Raw genomic sequence first — 26,304 nt, 5'->3', positions numbered from 1 at the left:
TCTTATGCTCTTCCCTCTTATAATGTTTGCGGTCTTTATTCTTTACATCATTAACACGATGGCAGATGCATTCTGTGCAAGAAGAGAAGTTCCGACCGAAAAACAGGCGAAAGTGTTTCGCGTAACAAATATATGTCTAACGATTCTTTTGACATCTACGTATGTAAAACTGTTTTTCACTTAAAAAGGTGAGGGGGGCAACCCCTCACCTTTTCTAGATTCTAACTTAGTATACCCAAGAAGCTCCAATGATCACTAAAAGAATAAATAGCACCACGATTAACGCAAAACCATTATTGTAACCAGACATAATGAACGCCTCCTTTATTCTTTAGAAAGCATCATGAAGCAAGTGAACTTCATGCGCTTTGTTAATGTATACTATGCACTACGACAAAATTGGTACTGGGCTAAAGCCTTTTTTGCCCAACGTCGTTTTTTTGGAATGACTTTCTATTCATATCCTCAATATGGTATAGTAAGGGTTGTGTTGATGGCTGATCTACATTGGACAAGTTAGCCATATGTGATGTGATTACAACTTTGAGGAGTGTACGTATGAAAAAAACGATTGTAGCGATTGCAGGATTGGCAAGTATTGCAGTTTTTTCAGCTTGTAATAACGAAGCTGCCCCAGAGGATGCCGTAGTTACGGTGAATGGTACAGATATTACTGAGGCTGAGTTCATTGAATCACTAAAAGAAACGGCCGGCGAACAAAATTTGCTTTCTCTAATCCAGCTTCAACTATTAAATGATAAAGCTGATGAAATTGGCATAACAGAAGAAGAAATTGATCAAGAAATTGATGAGTTTAAAGAAAACTTTGGTGTAGAATCGGATGAGGATTTATTAAATGCTATTACCGCTCAACTTCAAGGCCAAGTAGATCTTGAATCAAAGGAAGATCTAGTTAACGAATTTGTTAAACCTCAGCTTGTCATTGAAAAACTGTCTTCCGAAGGTGTAGAAGTGACTGAGGAAGAGAAGAAACAACTGTATGAAGATCAAGAAGAGAGCTATCCTACACAGGTTCACGCTCGTCACATCTTAGTAGAAGATGAGGATGAAGCGAATGATATTAAGGCACAATTAGATGATGGTGCTGACTTCGCTGAGCTTGCCGAAGAAAAGTCAACAGATTCAGCATCTGCTGTTAGCGGAGGAGATCTTGGCTTTTTCCCAGAAGGTCAGATGGTTCCTGAATTTGACGAAGCAGCTTTCTCGTTAGATATTGATGAAATTAGTGAGCCAATTAAATCAGACTTTGGCTATCACATTATTCAGGTGTTAGAGCGTCGTGATTCATACGAGGATTATGCGGATGACATTGAACAAACGTTGATTCAGCAAAAGTCTAAATCATCTGCTGACGTCTTCTCAGATCTCGTAAAAGAATCTGATATTAAAATTGAAGATTCACGTTTTGAGGATTTGCTGACTCCATTTGAGCAAACCGAAGAAGAGCCAACTGATGAGGAAGAAGAAGCACAAGGATAAATAAAAAAAGGATGCCAATGGCATCCTTTTTTGTTACGATTTACTTTCTTTCTTCTGTCTCGCTTCTTCTAAACGTTCCATATACACATGACCTTCTTGCTCGATCCACGCTTGCTCCTGTCGCTTATCTTCAAGAAGATATTTAAGGCTAAAATATCCACTAATCACAACACCGAGCATAACAGCGTATACCCACCAAGGTTCTTGCGCAAGAATGGATAGCACATCTGTTTGAGTCGCGATAAATACAACCACTAAAACAACTAAAAAAGCGATGGCTAGTCTTTGTTTTAACTGTTCACTCATTTGGCTTTCTCCCCCCGCTTGTCTACTTAATAGATTCTATGAGAGAAGAAATAAAATAGAACTAGCTATTTTCGTCTACTGGAGGCTCTTGAAAGCTGGGCTTGTAGAAGCTACGATTCTCTAGAGGCATCACTCGTTCAGAAAATGTCCCTGGCATCACTCGATCGAGAGCCCGGTCCATCATATTAATCTTTGCATCCACATTATCAATTAGATGTAAGACTTCTGCTTCTCGAATAATTGGAACCTTAGGGCTTCCCCACTCGCCTTTACCATGGTGACTTAAAACCAGATGCTGAAGCACAGTCACTTCTTCGCCTTCAATTTTAAGCTCTCTGGCTGCAGCATCAATTTCATTTGAAACGATAGAAATATGACCTAGCAGCTTACCTTCTAAGGTATAGCTCGTATCAATTGGTCCGGATAATTCGCGAACCTTGCCTAAGTCGTGCAGAATGACACCTGCATATAGTAGATCGGTATCTAAACTTGGATAAAGCTCCGATAGATTTTTTGCTAGTCTTAGCATCGACACCACATGGTAGGCTAGACCCGAAACGAATTCATGATGATTTCTGGTAGCGGCCGGAGATTCTAAGAATTCCTGCTGATACTTCTTAACTAGGTGTCTTGTAATTCGTTGTATATTAGGATTTTTCATTTCAAAGATAAATTGAGTGATTTCTTCATGCATATCCTCAGATGAAATAGGGGCTGAGCGAACAAAATCACTGATCTTCACATTATCAAGTGCTGAAACAGGGCGAATGCTTGATAGTTTCAATTGATTGCGTCCTCGATAATCGATTAGATCTCCTTGCACATAGATTAAAGCTCTACTTGCGTAAGCTGCTTCATCATCAGGTGAGGCACCCCAGAGCTTTGTTTCAATATCACCGGTCTTATCACTCAAAATTAACGTCAAAAAAGGCTTGCTGTTACTTGCAATGCTTTTTGTAGAAGACTTAATTAGAAAATAACTCTCCACCTTTTCTCCGACCTGATAATTTCGTATTCCTTTGCTCATTCCGTCACCTCTTTAACTTGTCATCAACGTCAGTATACCATACCATCTACCACTCATTACACCAAAAATACTAGAAAAGACCAAAGCAACAATGCCTTGGTCTTCTTACTGATCTGACTTTTTCTCTTTTTTACGATCTCTTTTCTTAGGCTTTGTTGCTGAATCCACTAACTCTTCATACGTCTCATTAGGGATGGTAATTACAAAGCGAACACCTTTGTCTGTATTTTCAACCCGAGGTGATCCATGGTGGAGTTCTGCAATCTGTTTCACAATCGCCAATCCAAGTCCAAACTTTCCTTTGTTTCCTTTGTAAAATGGCTTAAACAATTCTTTAATCTCATTGTCATCAATCGGCTCACCGTCGTTCTCGACACTAATGGTAACACCTGTTGTATATGGTTCTGCCGAAATCCAGATGTTGTTATCTGCATAACGCAAAGCATTTTCAACTAAGTTTTCAAGGAGGACTTCAAGCTGATCTAAGTCTCCATTTATTTCGACCTCTGGAGAGACAACATGAATGGTTACATCCTCACGCTGATAACGGAAACGCTCTTCAATCTGATAAGCCAGACTACCGAACGCAAAGTTACTTCGATTCAGTTGATTTTGTTTCATCTGTTCAAGCTTTGTAAAATAGAGCATTTCGATCACTCGTCGCTCCATGCGATTCGCTTCTTCTGTAATGACTTCCATCGTTTGCTCTAGACTTTCCTTAGGCATAATTCCGTCCTTAACGGATTGGGCATAGCTTTTTATCACCATAATTGGTGTTTTTAACTCATGCGACGTATGCTGGATAAATGTCTTCTGTGCTCGGTCATAGCTATTTAAGTTAGATCGCATTCGCTCAAACTGAGTAGACAATCGTTCAAAGTCTTCATCACCTTCAAGTTGAAGAGGCTCCTGCCAATCTCTGTTTGCAATTTGATCAAGGTGATTTCCTAAAATCGTTAAAGGCTGCTGTAAGTAATACTTCAACCAAATTGCTGGTAACAGGGCCAAGACACTCGTTAACATTAATAAATAAAGAAGTCGTTCCCATAAACGATCAACCATCGAATTTCGATATTCATCAAACATATATGAAATTAAATAACCAGACTCATTTGTTTCAGGGTTCTTTACCTGACTAATTACATAAAAGATCGTGGCATCACCAAATTGAATCTCGTATCTGCCACGCTGTGGCTCTTGATTCACAGCATTTGTGACCATTTCCACATATAATTCATTAGGTGGTGGTGAACCATATTGCTGACTAATGGATTCAGGATAAACAAAATGACTTACAGCTCTTGACTGATTTTGTGCGTCAATAAATTCATACTGATTCGCTGGAGGATTAAAATCCGTAGGACTGTTAATATTTTGAGCCTGAATTTGCTCAATCATTCGATAGGTTTCTTCCGTTAACGTTCCTTTTATCGATAATGGATAAACAATCGCAATAGATAGTCCAACCAGCAGAATAAGCGATATAAAGGCAAGCCAAATCCGCTGTGTCAGATTAACTTTTATCATGAGGATAGGATCCTGTACCCGTATCCGTAAAGTGTTTCAAGATGAATTCGATTCATTTTTTTACGAACTCGACGAACGACATCATCAACAGCACGTTCAGAACCGAAGTAATTCTCACCCCAAACAAACTCAATGATCTTCTCACGAGAGAATGCTTTACCAATATCCCCTGTTAAAAGAAGAATTAAGTCCATTTCTTTTGTTGTTAAGTCTACGAGCTCTTCACCAGTAGCTAATGTATCGGTAACCGTACGTCCAATTGGATCAATCAAATATTGATTAAGCTCAATCTTTTTCTGTTCCTGTGTGGACGTGCCATAGATGCGATTAAGAATCTTTTTCGCACGAATAATTAACTCTTGCGGCAAGAATGGTTTAGAAAGATAATCATCACTACCCATTTCAAGTCCTAACACACGATCAAGATCCTGATCACGAGCTGAAATGAAGATAACCGGACGATCCTCTTTTTCTTTAATTGCTTTTAGTAACTGATACCCATCTGTACCAGGTAGCATAATATCTAAAATCCACAAATGAGGCTTGTCCTCAATCGCATCAAGAGCGTCATTTCCGTTATCAAACACCTTTACACTCCAGTTTTCTTTCTCTAAATAAGCTCGAAGTACAGCTGATAAATTTTCTTCATCTTCTACAAGGTACACCAAATATTGTTCCATGTTTATGTCCTCCTTTTTCAACAAACATCATATCATTTAATCATATAATAGCTATATCTACCTATTTTAACCCATTCACCCAATGATCGCGAGTTTCGATGATGTTTTACGTAATTATTCACAACATTTACATGAACCATGCGCGGTTTAGAAGGAAACTCTGGTGTTTCTGCAGAAGAATTTGTTGAAAGGAGGAATGACTGGCTAAATGAATATTAAAACACGAGGAGTCCCCCTGCAGTTATTGGGACTTGAAGCCCTAATGCGAAGGGTAGTTAATCCAAATGAAATGGTTGAGGCTGACCTTAAAAAGTGGAAAAGTGGTTATAGCGGAGAACGCTCGCTTGATTATTATTTAAACCAGCTTGATGATCTTCTGATTCTGCATGATCTAAGGTTATCTACAGACGCTTATACTTACTTTCAACTTGATACGCTTTTACTTTCCAAGTATGGATTGGTGATATTAGAAGTAAAAAATTATCAAGGAAGAATTACGTTTAACGATGAAAATCATCAAGTGTTGCGAACCCTTCATCAAGTGGAAGAGCGAATACCCAATCCGCTCCTGCAGGCCTCGCGTCAAAAAATTGAACTAGAACAATTTCTCATTAGGCAAGGCTGGCCGACTCTCCCCATCAGCTACTTTGTTGTGTACAGCTCACCCCAAACCATTTTGAATACCTCTTCTCACAAAGTGATCCATGCAGAGGCTTTGCCTTCTAAGCTCAGCCAGTATGTACAAAGTACAAGGAAAGAATGTTTGACCAGAATTCAAATGAACCAACTGGCCACTGGACTAAAAAAGTTTCATCAACCACCTCAGCTCAAGCTTTTGCAAAAATATAATGTACATCCAGCTGCCATACGTCCCGGCGTCCACTGCCCCAAATGTAACAAACTTAAAATGGCGCGCGAGCCTCGCTACCGCAAGTGGACCTGCTCACATTGTGCACATCAATCTAACTCCGCACACATTCCCACTCTGCAAGACTATGCCCTGCTCTTTGGCCCCACGATTACAAACGAGCAAGCTCGTTATTTTCTCGGAATTGAAAGTCCTTCTGCTACTAAGTATCACCTTAATCAACTTAACCTGCATACTACTGGTAAAAACAGAGGACATGTGTACCATATCCCTTTGCCCTTTACTTTACTTGATTAAAATTCATGTGCTTTTCACTTTACGATTCCGTCCTCTCTTCGTCGATTCCAACCCCTCTTCGTCGATTCCAACCCCTCTTCGTCGATTCCGCACTCTCTCCGTCGATTCCACCTTCTCTCCATCGATTCCATCCTCTCTTCGTCGATTCCGTCCTCTCTTCGTCGATTCCGCACTCTCTCCGTCGATTCCACCTTCTCTCCATCGATTCCATCCTCTCTTCGTCGATTTCATCCTCTCTCCGTCGATTTCATCCTCTCTTCGTCGATTCCAACTCCTCTCCGTCGATTCCACCTTCTCTCCATCGATTCCATCCTCTCTTCGTCGATTCCGTCCTCTCTTCGTCGATTCCGTCCTCTCTTCGTCGATTCCGCACTCTCTCCGTCGATTCCACCTTCTCTCCATCGATTCCATCCTCTCTCCGTCGATTTCATCCTCTCTTCGTCGATTTCATCCTCTCTCCGTCGATTCCATCCTCTCTTCGTCGATTCCGCACTCTCTCCGTCGATTCCACCTTCTCTCCATCGATTCCATCCTCTCTTCGTTGATTCCCCACTCTCCCCGTCGATTCCAACACTCCCTCTGTTGTTCCGCCTCTCTCACTGAGATTCCTTCCCCACATCTACTCTCCGCCCCCACCCACCACAAAAAAACCAGCCCCCGGCTGGTTTTCCCTTTTCCCATCATCTCTATAAAATAGCCAATGCCGTCAACGCCGCTAGTGGGAATACGAGGCGTCTCCAGCCGTATGGACGTGGGCGTGGATAGTATGGATAATATCCCGGATAGTAAGGCTGATATGGATAGCCATACCGTTCTTGCCCATTCATCATCTGTTGCTGTTGCTGCTCCTGCTGCATTCCGGCCATCACTTCATACATACTCATAAATTGCCCTTGCTCATCTACTGGCACCATCATGTAGACATGGTTGTCATCAACCATTTCAACGACACCTTCATAATTCATTCCATTCGCTTGCATGGTCACGGCTTGATTCATATGTTGCTCACACATTTCTTTCATTTGCTGCTGATAAGTAGCTTGCTGATCCATGGCAATCGCCTCCTTTTTTCTTAGTCTATTCACCCATGCCCAATTGGTGCATTCGAACATACTCAGAAAAAAAACAGTCTCTTATTTGAGACTGTGTCGATCTAGGTTAATGCGAAGCTGCTTTCTGAATACTTCATGTATCATATACGACACCCCATCCTCATCTACAGAGCGCGTAATCCAGTTCGCTTTATCTTTTAGTGGTTTTGGTGCATTTCCCATCGCCACACCAAGTCCTGCCATTTGCATCATTTCAATGTCTTCTTCAAAAGCACCAATTGTAATTAATTCCTCGTTGCTTACACCTTTACGGTGGCAAAGCCATTGAAGAGCTTTTGCTTTTGATACATCAGATGAAACGATGGATAAACGATCTTTACCAAGGCGCTTCACTCGCACGTCCTCGTTTTGTTCAGTTAATAAGTCGAGTGCCTGTTTTCTTTGAATTGAGGATTCAAATTGGATTTGCATCGTTAAAGGTCCTTGACCCTCATCCATTACATAATTATATAACGAATCAACGTACGTTAACGGATAGTATAGTTGATCGGTTGCACCTAATGTCATCTTTGCGATGAGCTGATTCTTTTGCTTTTCTTTACTCGTAACAGCATGTGTTTCATACATTAAATGGGTACGGCAGCGAAAGCGTTCAAGAGCTTCCATCATGTTCATAACACTTGCTTCTGGAATCTCTTTAGACATGAGCTTTTTCTTTTTGGTCTCACTCACATAAGCTCCATCGTGTGCAATTAAGTATCCATCAATTTTTAAGCTCTTAGCAATTTTTTGAGCAGATAGATAAGGTCTAGATGTGACTAAGGCAATGTCTACTCCTTTTTTTGTTAAGTAATCCATCGACTGCCTGGTGGATTTACTTAATTTTGAGTTTGATCTGAGTAGTGCACCATCAATGTTTACTGCTAAAAATGTATACGTCATACATGCCTTCTTCCCCTCTAGTTGTATTCTCCATTGGTGTCTCTTAGGAGGCTCGTCGTATCTGATCTAGCATATGTAGCCCCGTCCCCCGACAGAACTTGAATGTATAGAAAGCACAAAAAATCCCCCCGATTTCTCGGAGGGACCTTTTCTTACTTATTGTTCTGGTGTGCCGTAAATTTCTTCTAATGGCTCTGTGATGACTTTGTTAATGTCTCCGATGATGACGCTAAGCTGTTGCTCAGCTTCCATCAATTTAGAGATTAGTTCGTGCTGTTGAACAAGCTCAAATTGTTGTTGTGCTTTTTGTGCTTCTTCTTCCGTAATTTGAATGCCTTGCATTTGCTTCTGTTGAAGCTCAAGCTGCAGCTGACGGAAGTTGTCCAACATTTTTTTGGCAATCTCATCTTCATTGATTTGATTGTGTAGAGATTGAAGTGATTTAAATTCATCACTCTCTGCTAATGCTTGCTTTAGTTCTTGCGCTTTGTCTTGAAGTTGTGCCACGGTTAATTCCCCCTCTTAATAGTCTACACGACTATAACATGTTCAGAGTGAGAATTCACGGAAAGACACGTAATCCGACTAAAAAAACTTATAAGGAATTGATCAGTAGAACAAATAATCCTTGAAACAATCCCACTACACCACCAATTAAGGCGCCTAAATACGTAATTAATTTTAGCTCTTTGCTAGCAACAGACATCACAAGCTCTTCTAAGTACTTTGTTGAAAAAGCAAGAACTTGATTGCTAATTACCTGTTCAATTTGGAATGCTTTTAGGAAGTGTCCGATCTGCTTGCTCGCAATACCAATGAAACCATCTGTTACATTAGGGATCCACGTTTGTATGATTCGCTCCTCATAATTTGGCATCCATGTATTTAAAGGTGCAGTTATTGACCGGAGTACAGGCGTTTTATCTTTTACAAGCTGACTTAAAAAGTGGCTAAATTTTTCTTCATTAATAAATGCATGAAGTTCCTTCAATGGACGTTCTTTTATTTTATCCCACTCTTTTTCCAGTAACTCACTTAATAATTGGTTCGTTCGCTCATTTTGCAGGAATCGTAGAATCTCAGGCTGCACCTTATCAACGAGTCTTTCATTCCCCATAAACATTGAAATCATGCTACCTAATCGACCTTTATGATCTAAAAACTCTTCGATCATACCACTCAGCTTTTCTTTTCCTTCTGCGCTCGCAAAATAATCGCGAGTCTTAGATAGCACTGCTTGTGAAAGCTCTGGTAAATAGCCTTCTACTCGGTTAACAAGTGCCTCAGGCAGTAATTCAACGACTGTTTTCTCTTCGTTATTTGTTAAGAAACGACTGATTCCTGTTTCAATGATACGATCTGTTCGATGATATAAAACCTCTTCTAGGTTCTGAACGCCAATCGTTTGTGCAACATATACTTCTAATGAATCCTCGCTATTTATCAGTTTTGTTGCTTCTGCCTCCAGCCAATCAGACACTCCCTGTTTAAAGGCAGACTGTTTGATTTGTTTCTCCAGGCCTTCTGCTGTAAGGAGATAGGTTCCAACCATCTCTCCTAATTGAACTGCAATTTCTTTATGTCGTTTTGGAATCAAACCAGGTGTAAATGGGACTTTCCATTTCCCAATGTAGTATGCCTGGTGTGGTTTGAATAACATTCGTATCGCGAGTGCATTGGTGATCCCACCTAATGCCGCTCCAACAATCACCATAAAACTAATAAACATCCATGGTTCCACTGTGTACACTCCTCACTTGCTATAAAACTTCGACTCACCTAGTATAATCGATTTTCTTCCGTGAGCAAAACACTTGTTCAGTCCATATGGAATAGCACCAAAATGTTGAAGCATACTACGAACCAATTCTTAATGAAAGGAGAGGCCAAAATGAAGGAATCAAAGCATCGAAAAGAATCCGACCAAGGAAAAGAGCATTACTTTATGGACGTCGATCGAATGATTAACGAAGGGTTAGGCGGAGGCAGGGTTGCTGGTCACCATGCCGGCCGTATTGAACAAGCACGAGAGCTTGAAAAAGAAGATCCTCCAGCTGTTCAGGATTAATTCTTTACCGACATGTTGGGCAAGCGATATACTGGAACTATTCTACAGTAGTAAGGAGCGCTTGTGTATGATCACGGAATCGTTAAAAAGACAATTCGGATCAGCTATGACAACTAACCCAACTGATTATCATCGCTTAGATGTTCTCTGGTTACAGGATGAACAATCAAAGCCAATTGGTTTTTATAAAGAACAGTTATCACAAAGAGAGCAGCAGCTGCTTATGCTGCTCTTACCTGTCTGGAAGCCCTATCCCGTACCAGAGACTGTATCAGAAAAACAATGGAAGGAATGGCTTTTTCAAGATTCAGCCCAGCCTGTTGCTGCGCCTACTCAAGAAGCCGTTCGCTTTGTACACTTTTCACTATCTGAGAGTATTGATACGTACACTGACTTTCATGAGGCATGGCAAAATCAGCTCCCGGGCTTACATACAATGATTTGGACAGATGCTTTAAACGGTGTGGTGATTGATCGGATCGATGATGAGACAAGTGAGTTCTCCCATTTCGTTCAAGCCATTGCAACTGATTTTTATGTAGATCTCACTCTTTTAATTGGCTCAACCAGGTCGATTGAACAAGCAAGGCCTACCTTTACTTGGGAACAGGCCTGCTTCCGTGCTGCCTTACCACATGTGAATAAGCAGCATATTTTTAAAGAACACGAGGCGATTCCCTATTATCTCATTCAATTTATTCCTGAATCAGAAAACACCTATATTCAGACTCAGGTATTAACAGAAGAGATCTTGCAGGATTCAGATATGATGAAGAGTATTTCAAGTTATCTTCATCACTCCATGAATCTTTCATCGGCTGCAAAGAGCTTACATATGCATCGAAATAGCCTACAATATCGAATTGATAAGTTTATTGAGAAAACTGGCATTGATATTAAACAGTTTCAGCATGCGGCTTATATGCATTTTGTTCTTTTGTTACAGGATCGTTAGTAGGCTTGTGCACCCTGCCCAGAAAAAAGGATGAACTTTGTGCACCATTTCCATATTCTAAATCAATGAAAAGGCTTACAATTCATTTATACTTACAATATGGAGGGGTTAAGCATGGCAGAGATTAGCTTAGATGGTATCTATAAAATTTATGATGGTGATGTTACAGCTGTTACGGATTTCAATTTAAATATTGAAGATAAAGAATTTATCGTATTTGTAGGACCTTCTGGTTGCGGTAAATCAACGACACTTCGAATGATTGCTGGACTTGAAGATATCTCAAAGGGTGATCTTCACATTGGAGACAAACGCATGAACGATGTCGCTCCAAAAGATCGTGATATCGCGATGGTATTCCAAAACTATGCCTTATATCCACATATGAACGTATACGATAATATGGCTTTTGGATTAAAGCTACGTAAGTTTAAAAAGGATGAGATCGACAAGCGAGTTAAGAATGCTGCTCAAATCCTCGGACTAACTGAAATGCTAGATCGTAAACCAAAAGCAATGTCAGGTGGTCAGCGTCAGCGGGTTGCCTTGGGACGTGCCATTGTACGTGATCCACAAGTATTCTTAATGGATGAGCCACTTTCAAACCTTGATGCAAAGCTTCGTGTTCAGATGAGAGCAGAGATCACAAAGCTTCACAAACGTCTTCAAACAACAACAATTTATGTAACGCATGACCAGACAGAGGCTATGACAATGGCCACACGAATTGTCATAATGAAAGATGGACTGATCCAACAGGTTGGTTCACCTAAAGAAGTGTACGATAACCCTGAGAACGTATTCGTTGGCGGGTTCATCGGTTCACCTTCTATGAACTTCCTAACTGGTCGCTTGAACGGAGATCAATTCGTTGTTGGAGATATCTCTCTTAAAGTACCTGAAGGCAAACTTAAAACACTTCGTGAAAAAGGCTATGCTGATAAAGACATCATTCTTGGTGTAAGACCAGAGGATGTACATGATGAATTACTATTCCTTCAGTCTTCACCTGATACAAAGCTTAATGCTGTTATTGATGTGGCTGAGTTAACTGGTGCAGAAACGGTTCTTTACTCAAGCGTAAACGGACAAGAGCTTGTAGCTAGAGTCGATTCTAGAACGGATATCTCTTCTGGTCAGAAGCTTGATCTAGCTCTTGACTTAAACAAATGTCACTTTTTCGATGCGGATAACGAGCAACGTATTCGTTAACTTACACTCTTTAAGACGTTCCAATATGGGGCGTCTTTTTTACATATGAAAAAGGGATGGCGCTAGGCCATCCCCTTATATCCATCATTATTAACGTTGGTATCCACCAAGTTGTTGTTCAGCAGCTTGTACTAAACGTTTAGTGATTTCACCACCAACTGAACCGTTTGCACGAGCAGTTGTATCAGCTCCAAGAGTTACTCCAAACTCAGAAGCGATTTCGTATTTCATTTGATCTAGAGCCTGTTGTACACCAGGTACAAGAAGGTCATTAGAATTGCTGTTGTTGTTAGCCATGTGTTTCACCTCCTCCTTGTGTAATCATAGTGTAGGTTTTTTTTAATTGAAGTATGTATCGATTTTTTTGGTAAAACTTAGTTTTTTTTGAGGGCCGTTGTTTTTGTTCAATCTTCTTATTTTTCCGTGATACACTAAAAGTTGAAACCGAATGATTTGTTTGATCGTAACTAAATAACTGACGTTGATAAGAAAGGATGAAGAAGATGGGATTTATCATTGCAGGAGCTATTATTGTCGTTATTGGACTGTTTTGGATTATGAATTACAACGGCTTAATAAAGTTAAGAGGTTGGAAAGAAGAGGCTTGGTCTCAAATCGATGTTCAGTTAAAAAGAAGATATGATTTAATACCAAACTTGGTTGACACCGCCAAAACGTACATGAAGCATGAAAAAGAAACGTTAGCTGAAATTGTTAAGATGCGAAATCAAATTGTTTCTCCTGACTTAAGTCGCGAAGAGCAGGTTCAAGCCGATAATGAACTATCAGGAACATTAAGACAGTTTTTCTCTTTAACAGAAGCTTATCCCGATTTAAAAGCGAATGAGACTTTTTCTAAGGTTCATGAAGACTTGGTTGCTACTGAAAATAAGGTAGCCTATTCAAAACAGCTATACAATAAAACCGTGATGCAATACAACAACAAAGTTGAATCGTTTCCAAGTAATCTGATCGCTTCTGTACACAACTTCCGTAAGCATGGATACTTAGAAGCCTCAAACGAAGAGCGCCAAGCTGTTCGCGTGGATTTTGATTAAATAAGAGATGAGGGTAGCTCATGCACCTATATCAACAAATCAGTCATAATAAGCGTAAAACCATTTTTATCGTTACTGGATTTGTACTATTTGTTCTTGCAGTTGGGGCTGCCATTACTTACCTATATATTGGCGATTACATTAGTGGTCTCATCTTAGCAGCCCTTGTTGGTGGCGGCTATACTCTTATTATGCTCTTCGGCAGCACAAATGTTGTGATGAGAATGAATCATGCAAGAGAAATACGAAACTCAGATGATCATGCGTATTTGTGGAATACAGTAGACAGTCTTTCCATGGTTGCGCAAATCCCAAAACCGAGAATATTTATTATTAATGATCAAAGTCCAAATGCGTTTGCTACTGGGACCTCTCCTAAAAAAGCGGCTGTTGCAGTGACAACAGGTTTACTTAATCAATTAAACAGAGAAGAACTCGAAGGTGTGATTGCTCACGAAATTGCTCACGTCCGAAATTACGATATCAGGTTAGCCACTGTTGCGATTGCTTTAGTTTCTGCCGTAGCTATTCTGAGCGACATCGGTGCGCGCTCCATGTACTATGGTCGCGCCAGAGGAAATAGAGACAATAAACAAAATGGTATCATCATGATTTTATCTCTCCTCCTAATCATAATATCGCCTCTTGTAGCCACATTGATTCAGCTAGCCATTTCACGAAACCGTGAATTTCTCGCTGATGCCACGGCTGCAGAGTTGACACGAAATCCGAATGCACTGGCAAACGCCTTAAGAAAAATTACAAACTCCTCTACACCAGTAAAAGAAGCATCAAGTACGTCTGCTTCCTTATATTTTGCAGATCCATTAAAAAAGAAAGCAGCAAGTCTTTTTTCCACTCACCCACAACCGGAGGCGCGGATTAAACGATTAGAATCGATGTAAAGAATAAACGGACCTGAGCATGTCGCTCAGGTCCGTTTTTCATTAAATGACCGTTTTTACTTGATCATCTGTATGAGAAAATACATCTGATAATAGATGAATCCCTTTTTTAATCTCTTCGTCTGTTGCATGTGTAAAGTTTAACCGCATCGTATTGGTTTTAGGAACACCTGCATAAAAAGGAGCTCCAGGGACATACGCTACTCCTTTTTTTACGGCTTCGGTTAACATAGAGGTTGTGTTTACACGTTCATCGAGCTCAATCCAAAGGAACATGCCACCTTTTGGCTCAACAAAATGGGCATTCGGCAAATTGGACTGTCTAATACAGTCCACCATCACATCACGTCTTTGCCTATAAAGATTGGTTACTCCTTGAATATGTCCATCAAAGTCAAAGTGTGTACACAGCTGATAGATCGCTTGCTGAGACAGCGAGTTTGAATGTAAGTCATTCGCTTGCTTAGCTTGTGCCATCATGCGAATCACCTGGAACGGACCTACAATCCAGCCTGTTCGAAGCGCAGGGACAGCTGTTTTGGAAAAGGTGCTTGTATATAAGACTCTTGAGCCATCATCTAAAGCAGCGATGGGTGTGTAGGTTTCATTTTGATTAAATTGGATGTCTCCGTACGGATCGTCCTCTAAGATAAGACAGTTATATTTGTGAGCGAGTCTAACAAGCATTCTCCGACGTTCAAGTGACCAAACCTTTCCTGCAGGGTTCGAAAATGTAGGAACAACGTAAATACACTTTGGTCTTAAGTTACGCAGCTTTGCTTCTAAGTCCTCCTCAATCATTCCCTCATCATCCGATTCAACAGCAACAGCTTCTGCTTCGTACGATTGAAACACTTGTAGGGCAGCAAGATAGGTTGGATCCTCTGTTAAAACAATGTCTCCTGGGCTAAACATAACTCTTGAAAATAAATCAATGGCCTGCTGAGAGCCTGTTGTAAGCAAAACATCATTCGCTGTGAATCCTGTAATATCCTTCCGACTCATCCGTTCAACAACAAGTTCACGTAACGGTGCATACCCTTCTGTTTCAATATATTGCAGGGCTTTTGTTCCTGATGCAAAAGCACGTGAAAATGCCTGCTCAATCGCTTCAACTGGAAACAAATCATCAGCTGGAAGTCCTCCAGCAAATGAAATGACATCTCCATTCCCCACGACTTTCAAAATGTCTCGTACTGCAGACGATTGTAAATGTCTTACCCGTTTAGAAAAAGCGTATCTCATCTCTCAACACCTCAGAATGTTCTCTCTATTTAGTCAAATGTAATAGTTTTTATTTTATCTGATTTATCAGTAAAGTCAATCTTTAGATTTTTTGAATGAAACTGAAACATTTTTTACGCCGGGTCGTATATACAGTTAAGAAAGTATTACAGATAAAATAGCCTGTGATAAACTTAGGTTATTAACAATATTAGGAGGGATTTGTATGTTTCGTTTCTTTTCGCGAGTTCGTACCATTGTTTCATCAGAATTAAATTCTTTATTAAATAAAGCTGAGGACCCGGGCAAAATGCTCGACCAGTTTATTTATGACATGGAAAATGATATTCAAGAGGTTGAAGCAGCAGTTGCAAAACAAATTGCCAGCGAAAAGCTATTGAAAAAGCAATTAGATGAATCCTTAGAAGCCGTTACAAAACGTGAAGAACAAGCGATGGTTGCACTTGAATCTGGAGATGAGGATTTAGCTCGCAGGGTTCTTGAGGAGAAATCTAAACAAGAATCTCAGGCTAGTAGCCTACAAATGTCTCATAATGAAGCGACAAAATTGTCATCAGAGCTTAAGGATAAATTACGCGAAATGAAAGACGAGCTTCGTGAGATGACAATGAAGAAAGATTCACTTAAAGCTCGTAATGAAAGTGCTCAGGCACGTGCAAAAGTAAATCGTTCTCTATCTGGAATGAATTCTGGCGCAAAGAGTGGCTTTGATCGTATGGAAGAAAAAGTCATGCGTAGTGAAGCAGAAGCAGAGTCTTCTGAAGAACTTAGAAGCATAAACAAAACGCTTGATGATGACCTTGCTGCACTTACAACTAAAAGTAAGGTAGACAGTGAACTAGAGCAGTTAAAAGCAAAAATGGCCGGAAAACAAACGAACGAATAACAAAAAAAGCTGAGCGCTCTAACGAGTTCTCAGCTTTCTTTTATAAACGTTTTACTATGTCTTCATGAACTACTTTCAGATGAGTTTCCGCCCGGTCCACTTCTCCTGCTTGAAGGGCGCCCAAAAAACGTTGATACGATTCTGGTAATTCAGCGCTTATTCCTTCAAATTGAGCAGCGAGATGGCGTTGTTCTCTAAAGAGCGCCTGAAGCCTAGTTAATCGTTTCTCAAGCTCTATCCGATCACTTTGAAGGTGCTCTAGATCATGCTTAGCCGTAATTGAATCTAAATCCTCAGCCAACACTTCGTTTAACTCTCTTTTTAAATAATTCAGCTTTTGAACAAGATTGTTCAAAGGATAATCTGTTTTTAGAACGTGAGCTTGCAGCTGCTTTTCTATTTCTTCCAGTTGTGCTCGTTCTTCTTTTTCAAGTATAACGACATCTGTATCTTCTTTTTCAAGCTGTTCTAATTCCGTTTTCATTTTATTCAGCTTCTCAAATTCTTCATCCAGTTGGGATTTCGCTCTTGGTAATACCGCCACAATTGATCCATAGGAAGCTCGTGTCACACGCAAGCCATCTAAGTTCTGTTGCGCTTCTTTAACGGCGTGAAGAATGGTGAAAAATCCTTCACTTAATTCCTCAAAGCGTTTTTTTGTTTTACCACGTGTAAGCTTTAATTTATCGGAAGAATCATGATATGGCTGAAGGACCTCTGCCAATAGCTGATCATGTTTCTTAGATAATTCTTCAATCTCTTGCTCTAAAAAACAATTCTTTTTTCTTTGAAGGAACGATTGAACAACCAAAATAATAAGTGCAGCTCCAACTAATGTGATGACAATTTGTATCGTCATGGTGAGCATGTTCTCTCACTCCTCTCTCTCATCTAATGAATACCCGTTTTTACTTACTATACATCCAACCTTTTTTAATTGCTACTTACCATCATATACGTAGGCGTGGTAAAAATGTTGCAAGAAAAACATAAAGAACATAATATGTGGTCGCCATCGTTAATCGGTTCCGCTCCAGTTTCTTCACCACGTACTTTTCCAAAGGAGTGTCTGGTTCACACCTGCTCGTTTTTCTAAAACACTAAAAGCGGATGATTCATTCGTAGAATCATCCGCCGATTTCTGCTTGATATTTATTTTTATTTCAGCCGGTACCTAGTTACTTTTCCAAGGCTGCGTATTGTGATTTAACAAGATTGTAGTACTTGCCTTCATGATTCATTAATTGTTGGTGTGTTCCCTGTTCGATCACATTTCCTTGTTCTAAGACAATGATCTGATCGGAATCGCGAATGGTTGATAAGCGATGGGCAATCATGATGGCCGTTCGATTATGAAGCAGACGCTTTAACCCTTTCTGGATAATTAATTCGGTTTCTGTATCAATACTTGCCGTAGCCTCATCCAGAATTAAGATACGTGGATCTGCTAGAAGAGCTCTGGCAAATGACAGTAGCTGTCTTTCCCCAACTGACAACACATTTCCTTGTTCTTCTACCTCTGTATGATAGCCTTTTTCCAGCTTTGAGATAAATGTATCTGCACCGATCGCTTTTGCTGCTTCAATGACTTCTTCATCTGTCGCACGAACGTTACCGAAACGGATATTTTCCATAATTGTACCTGCAAAGATAAAGGTATCTTGAAGAACATAACTGACATTTGTGCGGAGCTCGTTTAGTTTTAAATCTTTAAGATCGACTCCGTCAAGCAAAATTCTTCCTTTCGTTGGATCATAGAAACGGCTCATTAAATTAACGATTGTTGATTTTCCTGAACCCGTATGTCCAACTAGGGCAATGGTCTTACCTGCTTCGAATGTGAGATTGATATCATCTAATGCTTTTCGATTCGAATCGTATGCGAACTCAACATGTTCAAAGACAAGCTCACCTTTTACATTTTTAAGTGGCTTTGCATCTGGTTTTTCAGGAACGGATGGTTTTTCATCAAGAAATTCAAAGATTCTCTCAGACGAAGCCATCCCAACTAATAGTTGGTTGTAAACCTGCCCTAGCCTTGAGATCGGCTCCCAGAACATTCCTAAGTAGAAAGCAAATGAAACAAAGACACCAATTGTAATGGCTGGGTCATTTCCCTGAATTAGATAAGCACCGTACCAAATGAGAATCGCGCCACCTAGTGCACTTGCCATTTCAACGAATGGTCTAAACATCGCATTCATTCGTGACGCCTGTCTCCAGCTCTCATAGTTATCTGTATTCACCGCATCAAAGAACTCCATGTTCTCTTTTTCTTGAGCATAGGCTTGTGTTACACGGATTCCTTGAATACTTTCATTTAGATGAGAGTTCAACCTGGATTGGCGAATTCGTACTACTTGCCAAGCTCGACGTATTTTCCGGCGAAGCTTGGTAGAAATAAAAAACATGATCGGTAGCACAATGAGTATGGCTAGTGCTAGCTGCGGACTTAGTGTGAATAGGATGATGACAATCCCTATTAGCATCACAATATCCATTAATAAGTTAACTACACCATTCGTAAACAAATCCTGAAGCGAGTTAATGTCGTTAATGACACGTACAAGAATTGATCCTGCTGAACGCTTATCAAAAAAGCGGTGTGACAGCCTTTGGATATGCTTGAAAAGGTCTGATCGAATGTCATAGATAATATGCTGACCAAGTTCATTCATCCAGCGGATCCGATAATAGTTAGCGACATATGACAAAATGTACATCCCAAAAACAATACCTGCTAGCATAAACATAAACGAAACGTCATTACTTGAAATTCCGTAATCAAGCGCATATACGCCGATAAAAATAGGAATGGCAAGCCGAACAAGCGTCGAAATGAACATGGCAATAATCGTTTTTGGGAGCAGGGTTTTGGCATAAGGCTTCATATAGCCGAATAGTCTTGTCATTTGCATCCAGTTAAATGGCTTTTCAATGATTTGCTCTACCGGATAATGAAACCGTGATTTTTTGGTTGTTTGTTCCAAGTGCCTACCTCCTTACGCCCGTTGCAACACATGTTGCTGGTCCTGATTTTGAATATCATAAATTCTACGGTAGATTCCCTCACGGTTTTGCAGAAGCTCTTCATGCGTTCCACGTTCACTCACTTCACCACTATCAAGTACGATGATTTCATCTGCATGTTTTACAGAGGAAATCCGGTGCGCGATGATAAACGTTGTTCTACCTTTCATCACTTCCTTAAAGGCCTTTTGAATCTTCACTTCCGTTTGCATATCAACCGCGCTTGTTGCGTCATCTAAAATAAGAATACTTGGGTTCATAATAATGGCACGTGCAATGGCAATCCGTTGCTTTTGTCCACCAGATAACCCGAGTCCTTTTTCGCCAAGCACTGTTTCATATCCATTAGGAAGGTTCTCAATAAAGTCATGAGCGTCTGCACGTTTTGCTGCTTCAATGATCTCATCCATTGTTGCATCTGGATTTCCATAAGAGAGATTATCCCGAATGGTCGAAGAGAAAAGGAAGGTTTGTTGAAGTACCACACCAATATTTCTTCTTAATTCCTTTAATGTATATTCTTCAATTGGTTTTCCATCAATTAAGATATCTCCTGATTGCTTTTCATAAAACCGAAGGAGCAATTGAATAATTGTTGATTTCCCTGAGCCTGTTGCACCAACCAATCCAATGGTTTTTCCTTGTGTAGCATTAAAGCTTATATCTGTAACAGCGGGCTTATTTTTTGAATCATATTGAGCTGTCACATGTTTAAATTCAACTTCACCAACTAAACGCTTCGTTTGTTCAGTTCCTGCTCCATCTGGTCTTTCCATTTCATCAAGAACCTCTAGTAAACGCTCACCTGAAGCTTTTGATTGAGAAAATGTATTGATAATAAAACCAAGCCCCATAATTGGACCGGTAATATAGGCAACTAAACTAAAGAATGCAACAAGCTCACCTGGAGTAAGAGATCCTGTAATCGTGAGGTATCCTCCAAATGCTAACAGAATAACAGCAGATAGATTTCCGACTAACTCCATTAGTGGAAAATAGGTACCCCAAATTTTAGCGACATGAAGATGCTTACTGCGGTAATCTTCATTTTTTCCAGAGAAGCGTAAGATTTCTTCGTCTTCCTGTGATAACGCTTTAACTGTTTGCATCCCACTCACATTTTCTTGAACCTTTGTATTCAGTTGCGCAAGAGATTTACGAATGCCTCTAAACGCCGGGTGAACACGCTTGTCAAACCGAATGACCACAAACACAAGAAGTGGAATCATCGCCATAGTAGCTAAAGCTAGAGGAATGGAATAGAAGAACATAACAGCCATACTAAAACCAATCAATAGCACGAGGTTGACAAGCTGCGCACAGCCAAACGAAAGGAAAAAGCGAAATGCCTCTACGTCCGCCGTTAAACGTGACATTAGATCTCCTGTTTTTGCATTGTCATAATATCGGAAAGGTAAAAACTGAAGCTTCTCATAAAGCGAATTTCGGAGACGATACACGGATTTTACACCAAACATATCCCCTAAATATTGATGAATGTAGACAGCTCCCCCTTTTAAAGCCATAATGCCTATAAATCCTAAAGCAAGATATGGAATCATTCCATACTGACCACCAACTACAGCAGTGTCAATTGTGTACTGTAAAATAATTGGATACAACACCGTTAATCCCGAGACAGCAGCTAACGCAATCAATGACCAAATAAATAGTTTTTTATCTGGCAAGTAAAATCGAGACAGTCTTTTAAACGTATCCATGAAACCCCCCATTTCAACCTGTTCAATTATTTAGAGCCACGAAGAATAAAATAGCAAAGTTAATCTTACCTTGATCGCCTCAAACAGTCAATCGTTTCTTCCTAATTATTTTTACATTTCTGACGTTTTGAAAGAGCGCTTTCATTTTATGTGTGAAATACCTTAACTATTCGTTTAAAAAGACAAACGACCTCATTGATCGTTTGTCCCATATCTTTTTTCTTTTCCATCTGTGAACGTAATGGCTAAATCTAACACATCATACGTTCCACCAAAATCAAAAACATAACGAACTTGTTGAAGCACGACTTCCGAGAATGTTTGTGGATCAATCGTTAGTTCGTCAATTTTTTCTTGTAGGTTTTCTTCGGTCACTCCTGCCACGAGATCATTATGATATACCCATTCTTCTTTGTCATTTTGCACATAGTGCACTCGTACCTCCTCACCATTTTCATACACAACTTGCAGGGTGAGTGTTTGAATCGCTTCTTCATAATCTCCCACTGATTGGACCTGTGCAGGAGGTGTTTGTTCTCTTTCTTGATTTTGACAGCTTACGAGAGGTATGACCATTACAATCAGACATATAAACGTAATAATAGTACGCATACTAAGATCTCCTTTTTTTCTTAGTATGTCCTTATGTGTTGTGACGTTATGTAATAGAAAAAAGGCGATCATCCTGTAAAGAGGATTTGTCGCCCTGCATTTGATCGCTAGATGTACTTCCTCTGCATTTTCTTACCGTCAAATAAAAAGCAAATTGGCTTATCATTTATTTGGGACTGCAAATGGATCGGTCTTCCCCAAAGCTGATAAAGGTAAGGCATGACTTTCTCTAAATAAGAAACATCAAGCTCAGTGTCTTCAAAGCTATGAGTAATATAAAGCTCCCCATTTTTTAAATAGTCTCCGTCTGTAATGCTTAAATAAGGAAACCCACCGTTTACCCTGGAAGATGCAAGCTGATCGCGAACAGTTTCCCATTGCTTATCAATGATCTTATATTCACTTCCCTGTTTTTGGAACAAATACATATCCTCGCGCATCACAAGATCTTTTGTTAAGTAATTTCGAATAAAGGATATATCAGACTCGATTTCTCGCACTTCATACATTTTCTCGCGACCGCTTCCAGGTTTTACTCCTTGTCGCTTTTGCATTTCTTCACTAGGATTATCATATTCCTGCTCAATGTTCTCGAAAATCTTTAATCCTAAATAATAGGGATTAATGGATGTTTTTGAAGGTTGAACCACACCTGCATTCAATTTCGCAAACTCAATCGTTTCATCAGTGGTTAAATCCATTTCTCTTAAAATTCGCGCGTGCCAATAAGAAGCCCAACCTTCATTCATAATTTTTGTTTCAAGCTGCGGCCAGAAATAAAGCATTTCTTCTCTCATCATCGTTAGCACGTCACGTTGCCAATCTTCTAGCTCACGGCTGTATTCCTCAATAAATAAGAGAATGTCCTTTTCAGGCTGAGGTGGGAATTGCATTTTTTTCTTGAGATGTGATTCCGGCTCTGCTTTCTTTGTACCGTCTAAATCCCATAAATCATCATATTCACTTCTATTTTTTAATTGCTTTACTTCCTCTTCATTCAGTGACCAATTTAACTTCGGACGCAAAAGACTAGGGTCGATATGTTCCTGAATAGCTAGTACCGCATCTAAAAACGTTTCGACCTCTTCTTTTCCATGCAAGTGTTCGTAATGAGCAATGCGTTCTGATGTGGCACTCATGCTTTCAACCATATCTCGTCTAGTATTAGAAAACCGGACATTATTCTTGAAGAAATCACAGTGTGCTAGAACATGCGCCACAATGAGTTTATTTTGAATCAACGAATTACTGTCGAGTAAGAATGCATAACAAGGATCTGAGTTAATAACAAGCTCATAGATTTTACTTAAACCTAGGTCATATTGGAGCTTACTTTTATGAAATTGTTTTCCAAAGGACCAGTGATTGTAACGTGTTGGCATACCATAGGCTCCAATGGTGTAGATAATTTCTGCAGGACAAATCTCGTAACGCATATCATAAAAGTCCAATCCAAAACCGGTGGCAATTTCCGTAATCTCTGCAATGGCTCGTTCTAAGTCCTTCCAATCGTTTGACACGTACGTTCTCCCCCTCACTTGTTCCTTCTTTTACTATATGAGGTGTTCTCTATAAATTATGAGCGAATTCTCGTACATCACAAAACATCAAAAAAAGCGAGCTCTCCATTAAAGAAAACTCGCTTTCTTTTCTATAGATATTAATCATCGTACCCATTCGGATGAGCTGAATGCCAGCTCCATGCATGCTTAACAATGTCATGTAGCTTTGTAAACTTCGGTTCCCAAGAAAGCTCTGATTTTGCTTTTTCAGGAGAAGCAATTAATACGGCTGGATCTCCCGCACGTCTTGGTGCAACGGCTGCAGGGATCTCACGCTGTGTTACTTCTCGACATACATCAATGACTTGTTTAACGGAGAAACCTTGACCAATCCCAAGATTGTAAATCGAACTTGTTCGATCGTTCATAAGCTTCTTCACTGCTAAAAAGTGAGCATCAGCTAAATCCATTACGTGAATATAATCACGGATACATGAACCATCTTCCGTATCGTAATCATCTCCAAATACTTGAACCTGTTCTCTTTGACCTAAAGCCGTTTGAAGAACAATCGGAATGAGATGTGATTCTGGATCATGATCTTCACCAATTCGTCCTTCTGGATCAGCACCGGCTGCATTAAAGTAGCGCAAGCAAATGGATTTCAGTCCGTACGCTTGGTCAGACCATTTAAGCATCTTTTCGATTGCAAGCTTTGTTTCACCATACGGATTCGTTGGATTCGTTGGCAGTGTCTCAACAATCGGCACCTGTTCAGGCTCTCCATATGTTGCTGCCGTAGAGGAGAACACGATATTTTTCACGTTGTGTTCAACCATCTTTGTAAGAAGCGAATGTGTACCAATTACGTTGTTATGATAATACTTTAACGGCTCTGCAACACTCTCGCCAACCAATGAATCTGCTGCAAAGTGAATCACTGCATCGATTTGCTGCTCTGTGAATACTTTATCAAGAAATTCTCCATCTAAAAGATTTCCTTCATATAAAGTAGCTCCTTGCAATGCATCCAGATGGCCTTTTGTTAGATTATCAACAACTATAACGTCTTCTCCTTTATCTAACAGATGAAGAACGGTATGGCTACCAATATAACCAGCACCACCAGTGACTAAAATTGCCATAATGTCATTCCCACTTTCTTAAATAAATTGATTGACGTAATCCATAACCGCCGTACGCAGTGCAGCTAATTTTTCTTTACTGTCCTCGTCATTCGCCGCATTCACACCAAAGTAGAATTTCACCTTTGGTTCTGTTCCAGATGGACGAATACAGAACCAAGAACCATCCGCAAGCTTATACTTAAGTACATTGGATACAGGCAAAGCAATTGTTTCTTTTTCTCCAGTGACAAGCAACGAGCGTTCGCTTGAATGGTAATCTTCAACTGAATCAATTTGAATACCATTCATTTCTTTTGGAGGGTCCATTCGGAATGATGCTAAAATACTATTAATTTTCTCAGCACCAGCTTTACCTTTTAGTGTAAGTGACTCAAGACCTTCACGATAGAATCCGTACTTTGAGAACACTTCCTGAAGTCCTTCGTAGATCGTCATTCCACGCTCTTTGTAATATAGTGCTAGTTCTGCTCCTAATAAACAAGCCTGAACTGCATCTTTATCTCGTACAAAATCACCAATTAAATAGCCATAGCTTTCTTCGTATCCAAATAGGAACGTATGCTCGCCAGATTCTTCGTATTCCTTAATCTTTTCACCAATAAATTTGAATCCTGTTAATGTATCAAGAGATTTCAACCCAAAGTGCTCTGCAATCTTTGCACCGATCTCAGACGTAACAATGGTTTTTAAAACAATTCCATTCTGTGGAAGCGTTCCGTCTTCTTTCTGTTTCGTTAACAAGTAATCAAGCAATAGGGCACCCGTTTGATTTCCTGTTAATACTTGATAGTTTCCTTCGTGATCTTTTACAGCAAGTCCTACTCTGTCAGCATCAGGGTCCGTAGCTAAAAGTAGATCAGCCTCTTTCTCTTCTCCAAGCTTCATTGCATACTCAAATGCAGCATGCTCCTCAGGGTTGGGAGATTTCACCGTAGAGAAGTTTGGATCTGGAAGCTCTTGTTCTGGAACCACAGTTACATTTGTAAAACCAGCATCTGCAAGTACTCGTCTAACCGGAACATTCGCCGTTCCATGTAGTGGTGTAAAAACGATATGAACGGTTGAGCCTTGTTCACGCACTAATTCAGGCTGAACCAAGATGGTTTTAAGTTGTTCATTGTAAGCGTCATCCACGTCTTGTGGAACAATTTGATAGAGAAGCTCACTTTTTAGCTGGGTTTCTTCTCCTACTTCAATAAGAAGTTCATTTTGAATCGCATCAACATAGCTTACAAGTTCATCAGCTGGACCTGGAGGAAGCTGGCCACCGTCTGGACCATAAACCTTAAAGCCATTGTATTCAGGTGGATTATGACTTGCAGTGATAACGATTCCCGCATAAGCTCCTAGGTGCCTTACTGCAAAAGAGAGCTCTGGCGTCGGACGAAGATCATTAAAAACGTAAGCTGTGATTCCTTGCTTACCAAGCGTTAATGCAGCCTCTCTAGCAAATTGTGGAGATTTATGACGAGAATCATATGCAATCACAACACCACGTTTCTTTGCATCTTCTCCTTTGCTTTCTAAATAATCAGCAAGACCTTTAGCTGCGCGACGAACTGTGTATGTATTCATTCGATTTGGACCAGGACCAATTTCTCCACGCATTCCGCCTGTTCCGAATTCAAGATTCTTGTAGAAGCAATCCTCAAGAGTTGTTTCATTCTCTTTTATTGCATCTAACTCAGATTTTACGTCTTGCTCTAGTGTTGCAAACGTTGACCATCTTGTGTAGCTATCGTTCCAGTTCAAAAAATCTCCTC

The 26,304-nt window shown here is 40.1% G+C and carries 28 protein-coding genes; 9 read left to right on the top strand and 19 right to left on the bottom strand.

The genetic code is table 11. The features are described 5' to 3' along the window. Positions 1–4 precede the first annotated feature (4 nt). Positions 5–184 carry a hypothetical protein gene (locus JNO66_RS00490; protein WP_203086257.1) on the top strand — a complete coding sequence of 60 codons (180 nt, stop codon included), beginning with the start codon at positions 5–7 and terminating at the stop codon, positions 182–184. Positions 185–226: 42 nt separating this feature from the next. Here the strand turns inward: JNO66_RS00490 and JNO66_RS00485 are convergent, their stop codons facing one another. Then, positions 227–310 carry a YjcZ family sporulation protein gene (locus JNO66_RS00485; RefSeq protein WP_203087454.1) on the bottom strand — a complete coding sequence of 28 codons (84 nt, stop codon included), beginning with the start codon at positions 308–310 and terminating at the stop codon, positions 227–229. Positions 311–558: 248 nt separating this feature from the next. Here JNO66_RS00485 and JNO66_RS00480 point away from each other — a divergent pair, with 248 nt between their 5' ends. Further along, the gene (locus JNO66_RS00480) at positions 559–1,500 is read left to right on the top strand and encodes a foldase protein PrsA (RefSeq protein WP_203086256.1); all 942 of its coding nucleotides are present in this window, start codon (positions 559–561) and stop codon (positions 1,498–1,500) included. Positions 1,501–1,533: 33 nt separating this feature from the next. On the opposite strand, the gene JNO66_RS00475 is transcribed toward JNO66_RS00480, so the two are convergent. The 4 genes from JNO66_RS00475 to JNO66_RS00460 all read right to left on the bottom strand — a co-directional run bounded on the left by JNO66_RS00475 (position 1,534) and on the right by JNO66_RS00460 (position 5,040). Next, the gene (locus tag JNO66_RS00475) at positions 1,534–1,806 is read right to left on the bottom strand and encodes a sporulation YhaL family protein (protein ID WP_203086255.1); all 273 of its coding nucleotides are present in this window, start codon (positions 1,804–1,806) and stop codon (positions 1,534–1,536) included. Between the two features lie 61 nt (positions 1,807–1,867). Further along, positions 1,868–2,833, bottom strand: coding sequence for a 3'-5' exoribonuclease YhaM (yhaM, locus tag JNO66_RS00470; protein ID WP_203086254.1), 966 nt, complete (start codon positions 2,831–2,833; stop codon positions 1,868–1,870). 105 nt (positions 2,834–2,938) lie between these two features. Beyond that, positions 2,939–4,360 carry a sensor histidine kinase gene (locus JNO66_RS00465; protein WP_203086253.1) on the bottom strand — a complete coding sequence of 474 codons (1,422 nt, stop codon included), beginning with the start codon at positions 4,358–4,360 and terminating at the stop codon, positions 2,939–2,941. Then, a complete protein-coding gene (locus tag JNO66_RS00460) occupies positions 4,357–5,040 on the bottom strand; it encodes a response regulator transcription factor (protein ID WP_203086252.1) in 684 nt (227 codons plus the stop codon). Before JNO66_RS00460 ends, JNO66_RS00465 begins: the two co-directional genes overlap by 4 nt. 208 nt (positions 5,041–5,248) lie before the next feature. On the opposite strand from JNO66_RS00460, the gene JNO66_RS00455 reads away from it, so the two are divergent. Next, positions 5,249–6,205: an NERD domain-containing protein gene (locus tag JNO66_RS00455; protein ID WP_203086251.1), complete on the top strand. Its 957-nt coding sequence runs from the start codon at positions 5,249–5,251 to the stop codon at positions 6,203–6,205. A gap of 3 nt (positions 6,206–6,208) precedes the next feature. Here JNO66_RS00455 and JNO66_RS00450 read toward each other — a convergent pair whose 3' ends face one another. The 5 genes from JNO66_RS00450 to JNO66_RS00430 form a co-directional block, all read right to left on the bottom strand. Next, positions 6,209–6,607, bottom strand: coding sequence for a hypothetical protein (locus tag JNO66_RS00450; RefSeq protein WP_203086250.1), 399 nt, complete (start codon positions 6,605–6,607; stop codon positions 6,209–6,211). Between the two features lie 284 nt (positions 6,608–6,891). After that, positions 6,892–7,257 carry a hypothetical protein gene (locus JNO66_RS00445; protein ID WP_203086249.1) on the bottom strand — a complete coding sequence of 122 codons (366 nt, stop codon included), beginning with the start codon at positions 7,255–7,257 and terminating at the stop codon, positions 6,892–6,894. An 81-nt stretch (positions 7,258–7,338) separates the two neighbouring features. Further along, positions 7,339–8,199, bottom strand: a complete 861-nt coding sequence (locus JNO66_RS00440; protein ID WP_203086248.1) for a Cof-type HAD-IIB family hydrolase — start codon at positions 8,197–8,199, stop codon at positions 7,339–7,341. Positions 8,200–8,355: 156 nt separating this feature from the next. Beyond that, positions 8,356–8,706, bottom strand: a complete 351-nt coding sequence (locus JNO66_RS00435) for a YlbF family regulator (RefSeq protein WP_203086247.1) — start codon at positions 8,704–8,706, stop codon at positions 8,356–8,358. An 88-nt stretch (positions 8,707–8,794) separates the two neighbouring features. Further along, positions 8,795–9,940 (bottom strand): DUF445 domain-containing protein, encoded by a 1,146-nt coding sequence (locus JNO66_RS00430; RefSeq protein ID WP_203086246.1) that lies wholly within the window; start codon positions 9,938–9,940, stop codon positions 8,795–8,797. Between the two features lie 150 nt (positions 9,941–10,090). On the opposite strand from JNO66_RS00430, the gene JNO66_RS00425 reads away from it, so the two are divergent. The 3 genes from JNO66_RS00425 (at position 10,091) to JNO66_RS00415 (ending at position 12,434) form a co-directional block, all read left to right on the top strand. Continuing rightward, positions 10,091–10,267 carry a hypothetical protein gene (locus tag JNO66_RS00425; RefSeq protein ID WP_203086245.1) on the top strand — a complete coding sequence of 59 codons (177 nt, stop codon included), beginning with the start codon at positions 10,091–10,093 and terminating at the stop codon, positions 10,265–10,267. Positions 10,268–10,334: 67 nt separating this feature from the next. Next, positions 10,335–11,222 carry a helix-turn-helix domain-containing protein gene (locus JNO66_RS00420; protein ID WP_203086244.1) on the top strand — a complete coding sequence of 296 codons (888 nt, stop codon included), beginning with the start codon at positions 10,335–10,337 and terminating at the stop codon, positions 11,220–11,222. Positions 11,223–11,336: 114 nt separating this feature from the next. Beyond that, positions 11,337–12,434 carry an ABC transporter ATP-binding protein gene (locus tag JNO66_RS00415; protein WP_203086243.1) on the top strand — a complete coding sequence of 366 codons (1,098 nt, stop codon included), beginning with the start codon at positions 11,337–11,339 and terminating at the stop codon, positions 12,432–12,434. A 90-nt stretch (positions 12,435–12,524) separates the two neighbouring features. Here the strand turns inward: JNO66_RS00415 and JNO66_RS00410 are convergent, their stop codons facing one another. Further along, positions 12,525–12,731 (bottom strand): alpha/beta-type small acid-soluble spore protein, encoded by a 207-nt coding sequence (locus tag JNO66_RS00410; protein ID WP_203086242.1) that lies wholly within the window; start codon positions 12,729–12,731, stop codon positions 12,525–12,527. Positions 12,732–12,937: 206 nt separating this feature from the next. Between JNO66_RS00410 and JNO66_RS00405 the strand changes: the two genes are divergently transcribed. Both JNO66_RS00405 and htpX read left to right on the top strand, forming a co-directional pair. Then, positions 12,938–13,492: a LemA family protein gene (locus tag JNO66_RS00405; protein WP_203086241.1), complete on the top strand. Its 555-nt coding sequence runs from the start codon at positions 12,938–12,940 to the stop codon at positions 13,490–13,492. Positions 13,493–13,512: 20 nt separating this feature from the next. After that, a complete protein-coding gene (gene htpX / locus JNO66_RS00400) occupies positions 13,513–14,397 on the top strand; it encodes a zinc metalloprotease HtpX (protein WP_203086240.1) in 885 nt (294 codons plus the stop codon). Positions 14,398–14,439: 42 nt separating this feature from the next. On the opposite strand, the gene JNO66_RS00395 is transcribed toward htpX, so the two are convergent. Beyond that, a complete protein-coding gene (locus tag JNO66_RS00395; protein WP_203086239.1) occupies positions 14,440–15,642 on the bottom strand; it encodes an aminotransferase-like domain-containing protein in 1,203 nt (400 codons plus the stop codon). 205 nt (positions 15,643–15,847) lie between these two features. Between JNO66_RS00395 and JNO66_RS00390 the strand changes: the two genes are divergently transcribed. After that, positions 15,848–16,528 (top strand): PspA/IM30 family protein, encoded by a 681-nt coding sequence (locus tag JNO66_RS00390; protein WP_203086238.1) that lies wholly within the window; start codon positions 15,848–15,850, stop codon positions 16,526–16,528. Between the two features lie 40 nt (positions 16,529–16,568). On the opposite strand, the gene JNO66_RS00385 is transcribed toward JNO66_RS00390, so the two are convergent. From JNO66_RS00385 to JNO66_RS00355, 7 genes are all read right to left on the bottom strand, one after another. Beyond that, positions 16,569–17,396: a hypothetical protein gene (locus JNO66_RS00385; protein ID WP_203086237.1), complete on the bottom strand. Its 828-nt coding sequence runs from the start codon at positions 17,394–17,396 to the stop codon at positions 16,569–16,571. Positions 17,397–17,706: 310 nt separating this feature from the next. Further along, a complete protein-coding gene (locus JNO66_RS00380) occupies positions 17,707–19,518 on the bottom strand; it encodes an ABC transporter ATP-binding protein (protein ID WP_246483139.1) in 1,812 nt (603 codons plus the stop codon). A 12-nt stretch (positions 19,519–19,530) separates the two neighbouring features. Further along, positions 19,531–21,279 carry an ABC transporter ATP-binding protein gene (locus tag JNO66_RS00375; RefSeq protein WP_203086236.1) on the bottom strand — a complete coding sequence of 583 codons (1,749 nt, stop codon included), beginning with the start codon at positions 21,277–21,279 and terminating at the stop codon, positions 19,531–19,533. Between the two features lie 192 nt (positions 21,280–21,471). Further along, entirely contained in the window at positions 21,472–21,891 is a 420-nt protein-coding gene (locus JNO66_RS00370) for a hypothetical protein (RefSeq protein ID WP_203086235.1), read from the bottom strand. Between the two features lie 107 nt (positions 21,892–21,998). Beyond that, positions 21,999–23,411 carry a SpoVR family protein gene (locus JNO66_RS00365; RefSeq protein ID WP_203086234.1) on the bottom strand — a complete coding sequence of 471 codons (1,413 nt, stop codon included), beginning with the start codon at positions 23,409–23,411 and terminating at the stop codon, positions 21,999–22,001. Between the two features lie 140 nt (positions 23,412–23,551). Beyond that, positions 23,552–24,538 carry a UDP-glucose 4-epimerase GalE gene (gene galE / locus JNO66_RS00360; protein ID WP_203086233.1) on the bottom strand — a complete coding sequence of 329 codons (987 nt, stop codon included), beginning with the start codon at positions 24,536–24,538 and terminating at the stop codon, positions 23,552–23,554. An 18-nt stretch (positions 24,539–24,556) separates the two neighbouring features. Further along, on the bottom strand, positions 24,557–26,293 hold the full coding sequence (locus JNO66_RS00355; protein ID WP_203086232.1) for a phospho-sugar mutase: 1,737 nt from the start codon (positions 26,291–26,293) through the stop codon (positions 24,557–24,559). Positions 26,294–26,304 lie beyond the last annotated feature (11 nt).

The organism is Alkalicoccobacillus gibsonii (assembly GCF_016798245.1).
GTDB classification, from domain to species: domain Bacteria; phylum Bacillota; class Bacilli; order Bacillales; family Bacillaceae_D; genus Alkalicoccobacillus; species Alkalicoccobacillus gibsonii.
This window is presented reverse-complemented; position numbering and strand designations above follow the sequence as displayed.

Excerpts from the sequence above, each read along its gene's own strand:
- JNO66_RS00490 (WP_203086257.1), top strand. The coding sequence starts at position 5 with ATGCTCTTCCCTCTTATAATGTTTGCGGTCTTTATTCTTTACATCATT.
- JNO66_RS00485 (WP_203087454.1), bottom strand. The coding sequence starts at position 310 with ATGTCTGGTTACAATAATGGTTTTGCGTTAATCGTGGTGCTATTTATT.
- JNO66_RS00480 (WP_203086256.1), top strand. The coding sequence starts at position 559 with ATGAAAAAAACGATTGTAGCGATTGCAGGATTGGCAAGTATTGCAGTT.
- JNO66_RS00475 (WP_203086255.1), bottom strand. The coding sequence starts at position 1,806 with ATGAGTGAACAGTTAAAACAAAGACTAGCCATCGCTTTTTTAGTTGTT.
- yhaM (WP_203086254.1), bottom strand. The coding sequence starts at position 2,833 with ATGAGCAAAGGAATACGAAATTATCAGGTCGGAGAAAAGGTGGAGAGT.
- JNO66_RS00465 (WP_203086253.1), bottom strand. The coding sequence starts at position 4,360 with ATGATAAAAGTTAATCTGACACAGCGGATTTGGCTTGCCTTTATATCG.
- JNO66_RS00460 (WP_203086252.1), bottom strand. The coding sequence starts at position 5,040 with ATGGAACAATATTTGGTGTACCTTGTAGAAGATGAAGAAAATTTATCA.
- JNO66_RS00455 (WP_203086251.1), top strand. The coding sequence starts at position 5,249 with ATGAATATTAAAACACGAGGAGTCCCCCTGCAGTTATTGGGACTTGAA.
- JNO66_RS00450 (WP_203086250.1), bottom strand. The coding sequence starts at position 6,607 with ATGGAGAGAAGGTGGAATCGACGGAGAGAGTGCGGAATCGACGAAGAG.
- JNO66_RS00445 (WP_203086249.1), bottom strand. The coding sequence starts at position 7,257 with ATGGATCAGCAAGCTACTTATCAGCAGCAAATGAAAGAAATGTGTGAG.
- JNO66_RS00440 (WP_203086248.1), bottom strand. The coding sequence starts at position 8,199 with ATGACGTATACATTTTTAGCAGTAAACATTGATGGTGCACTACTCAGA.
- JNO66_RS00425 (WP_203086245.1), top strand. The coding sequence starts at position 10,091 with ATGAAGGAATCAAAGCATCGAAAAGAATCCGACCAAGGAAAAGAGCAT.
- JNO66_RS00420 (WP_203086244.1), top strand. The coding sequence starts at position 10,335 with ATGATCACGGAATCGTTAAAAAGACAATTCGGATCAGCTATGACAACT.
- JNO66_RS00415 (WP_203086243.1), top strand. The coding sequence starts at position 11,337 with ATGGCAGAGATTAGCTTAGATGGTATCTATAAAATTTATGATGGTGAT.
- JNO66_RS00410 (WP_203086242.1), bottom strand. The coding sequence starts at position 12,731 with ATGGCTAACAACAACAGCAATTCTAATGACCTTCTTGTACCTGGTGTA.
- JNO66_RS00405 (WP_203086241.1), top strand. The coding sequence starts at position 12,938 with ATGGGATTTATCATTGCAGGAGCTATTATTGTCGTTATTGGACTGTTT.
- htpX (WP_203086240.1), top strand. The coding sequence starts at position 13,513 with ATGCACCTATATCAACAAATCAGTCATAATAAGCGTAAAACCATTTTT.
- JNO66_RS00395 (WP_203086239.1), bottom strand. The coding sequence starts at position 15,642 with ATGAGATACGCTTTTTCTAAACGGGTAAGACATTTACAATCGTCTGCA.
- JNO66_RS00390 (WP_203086238.1), top strand. The coding sequence starts at position 15,848 with ATGTTTCGTTTCTTTTCGCGAGTTCGTACCATTGTTTCATCAGAATTA.
- JNO66_RS00385 (WP_203086237.1), bottom strand. The coding sequence starts at position 17,396 with ATGCTCACCATGACGATACAAATTGTCATCACATTAGTTGGAGCTGCA.
- JNO66_RS00375 (WP_203086236.1), bottom strand. The coding sequence starts at position 21,279 with ATGGATACGTTTAAAAGACTGTCTCGATTTTACTTGCCAGATAAAAAA.
- JNO66_RS00370 (WP_203086235.1), bottom strand. The coding sequence starts at position 21,891 with ATGCGTACTATTATTACGTTTATATGTCTGATTGTAATGGTCATACCT.
- galE (WP_203086233.1), bottom strand. The coding sequence starts at position 24,538 with ATGGCAATTTTAGTCACTGGTGGTGCTGGTTATATTGGTAGCCATACC.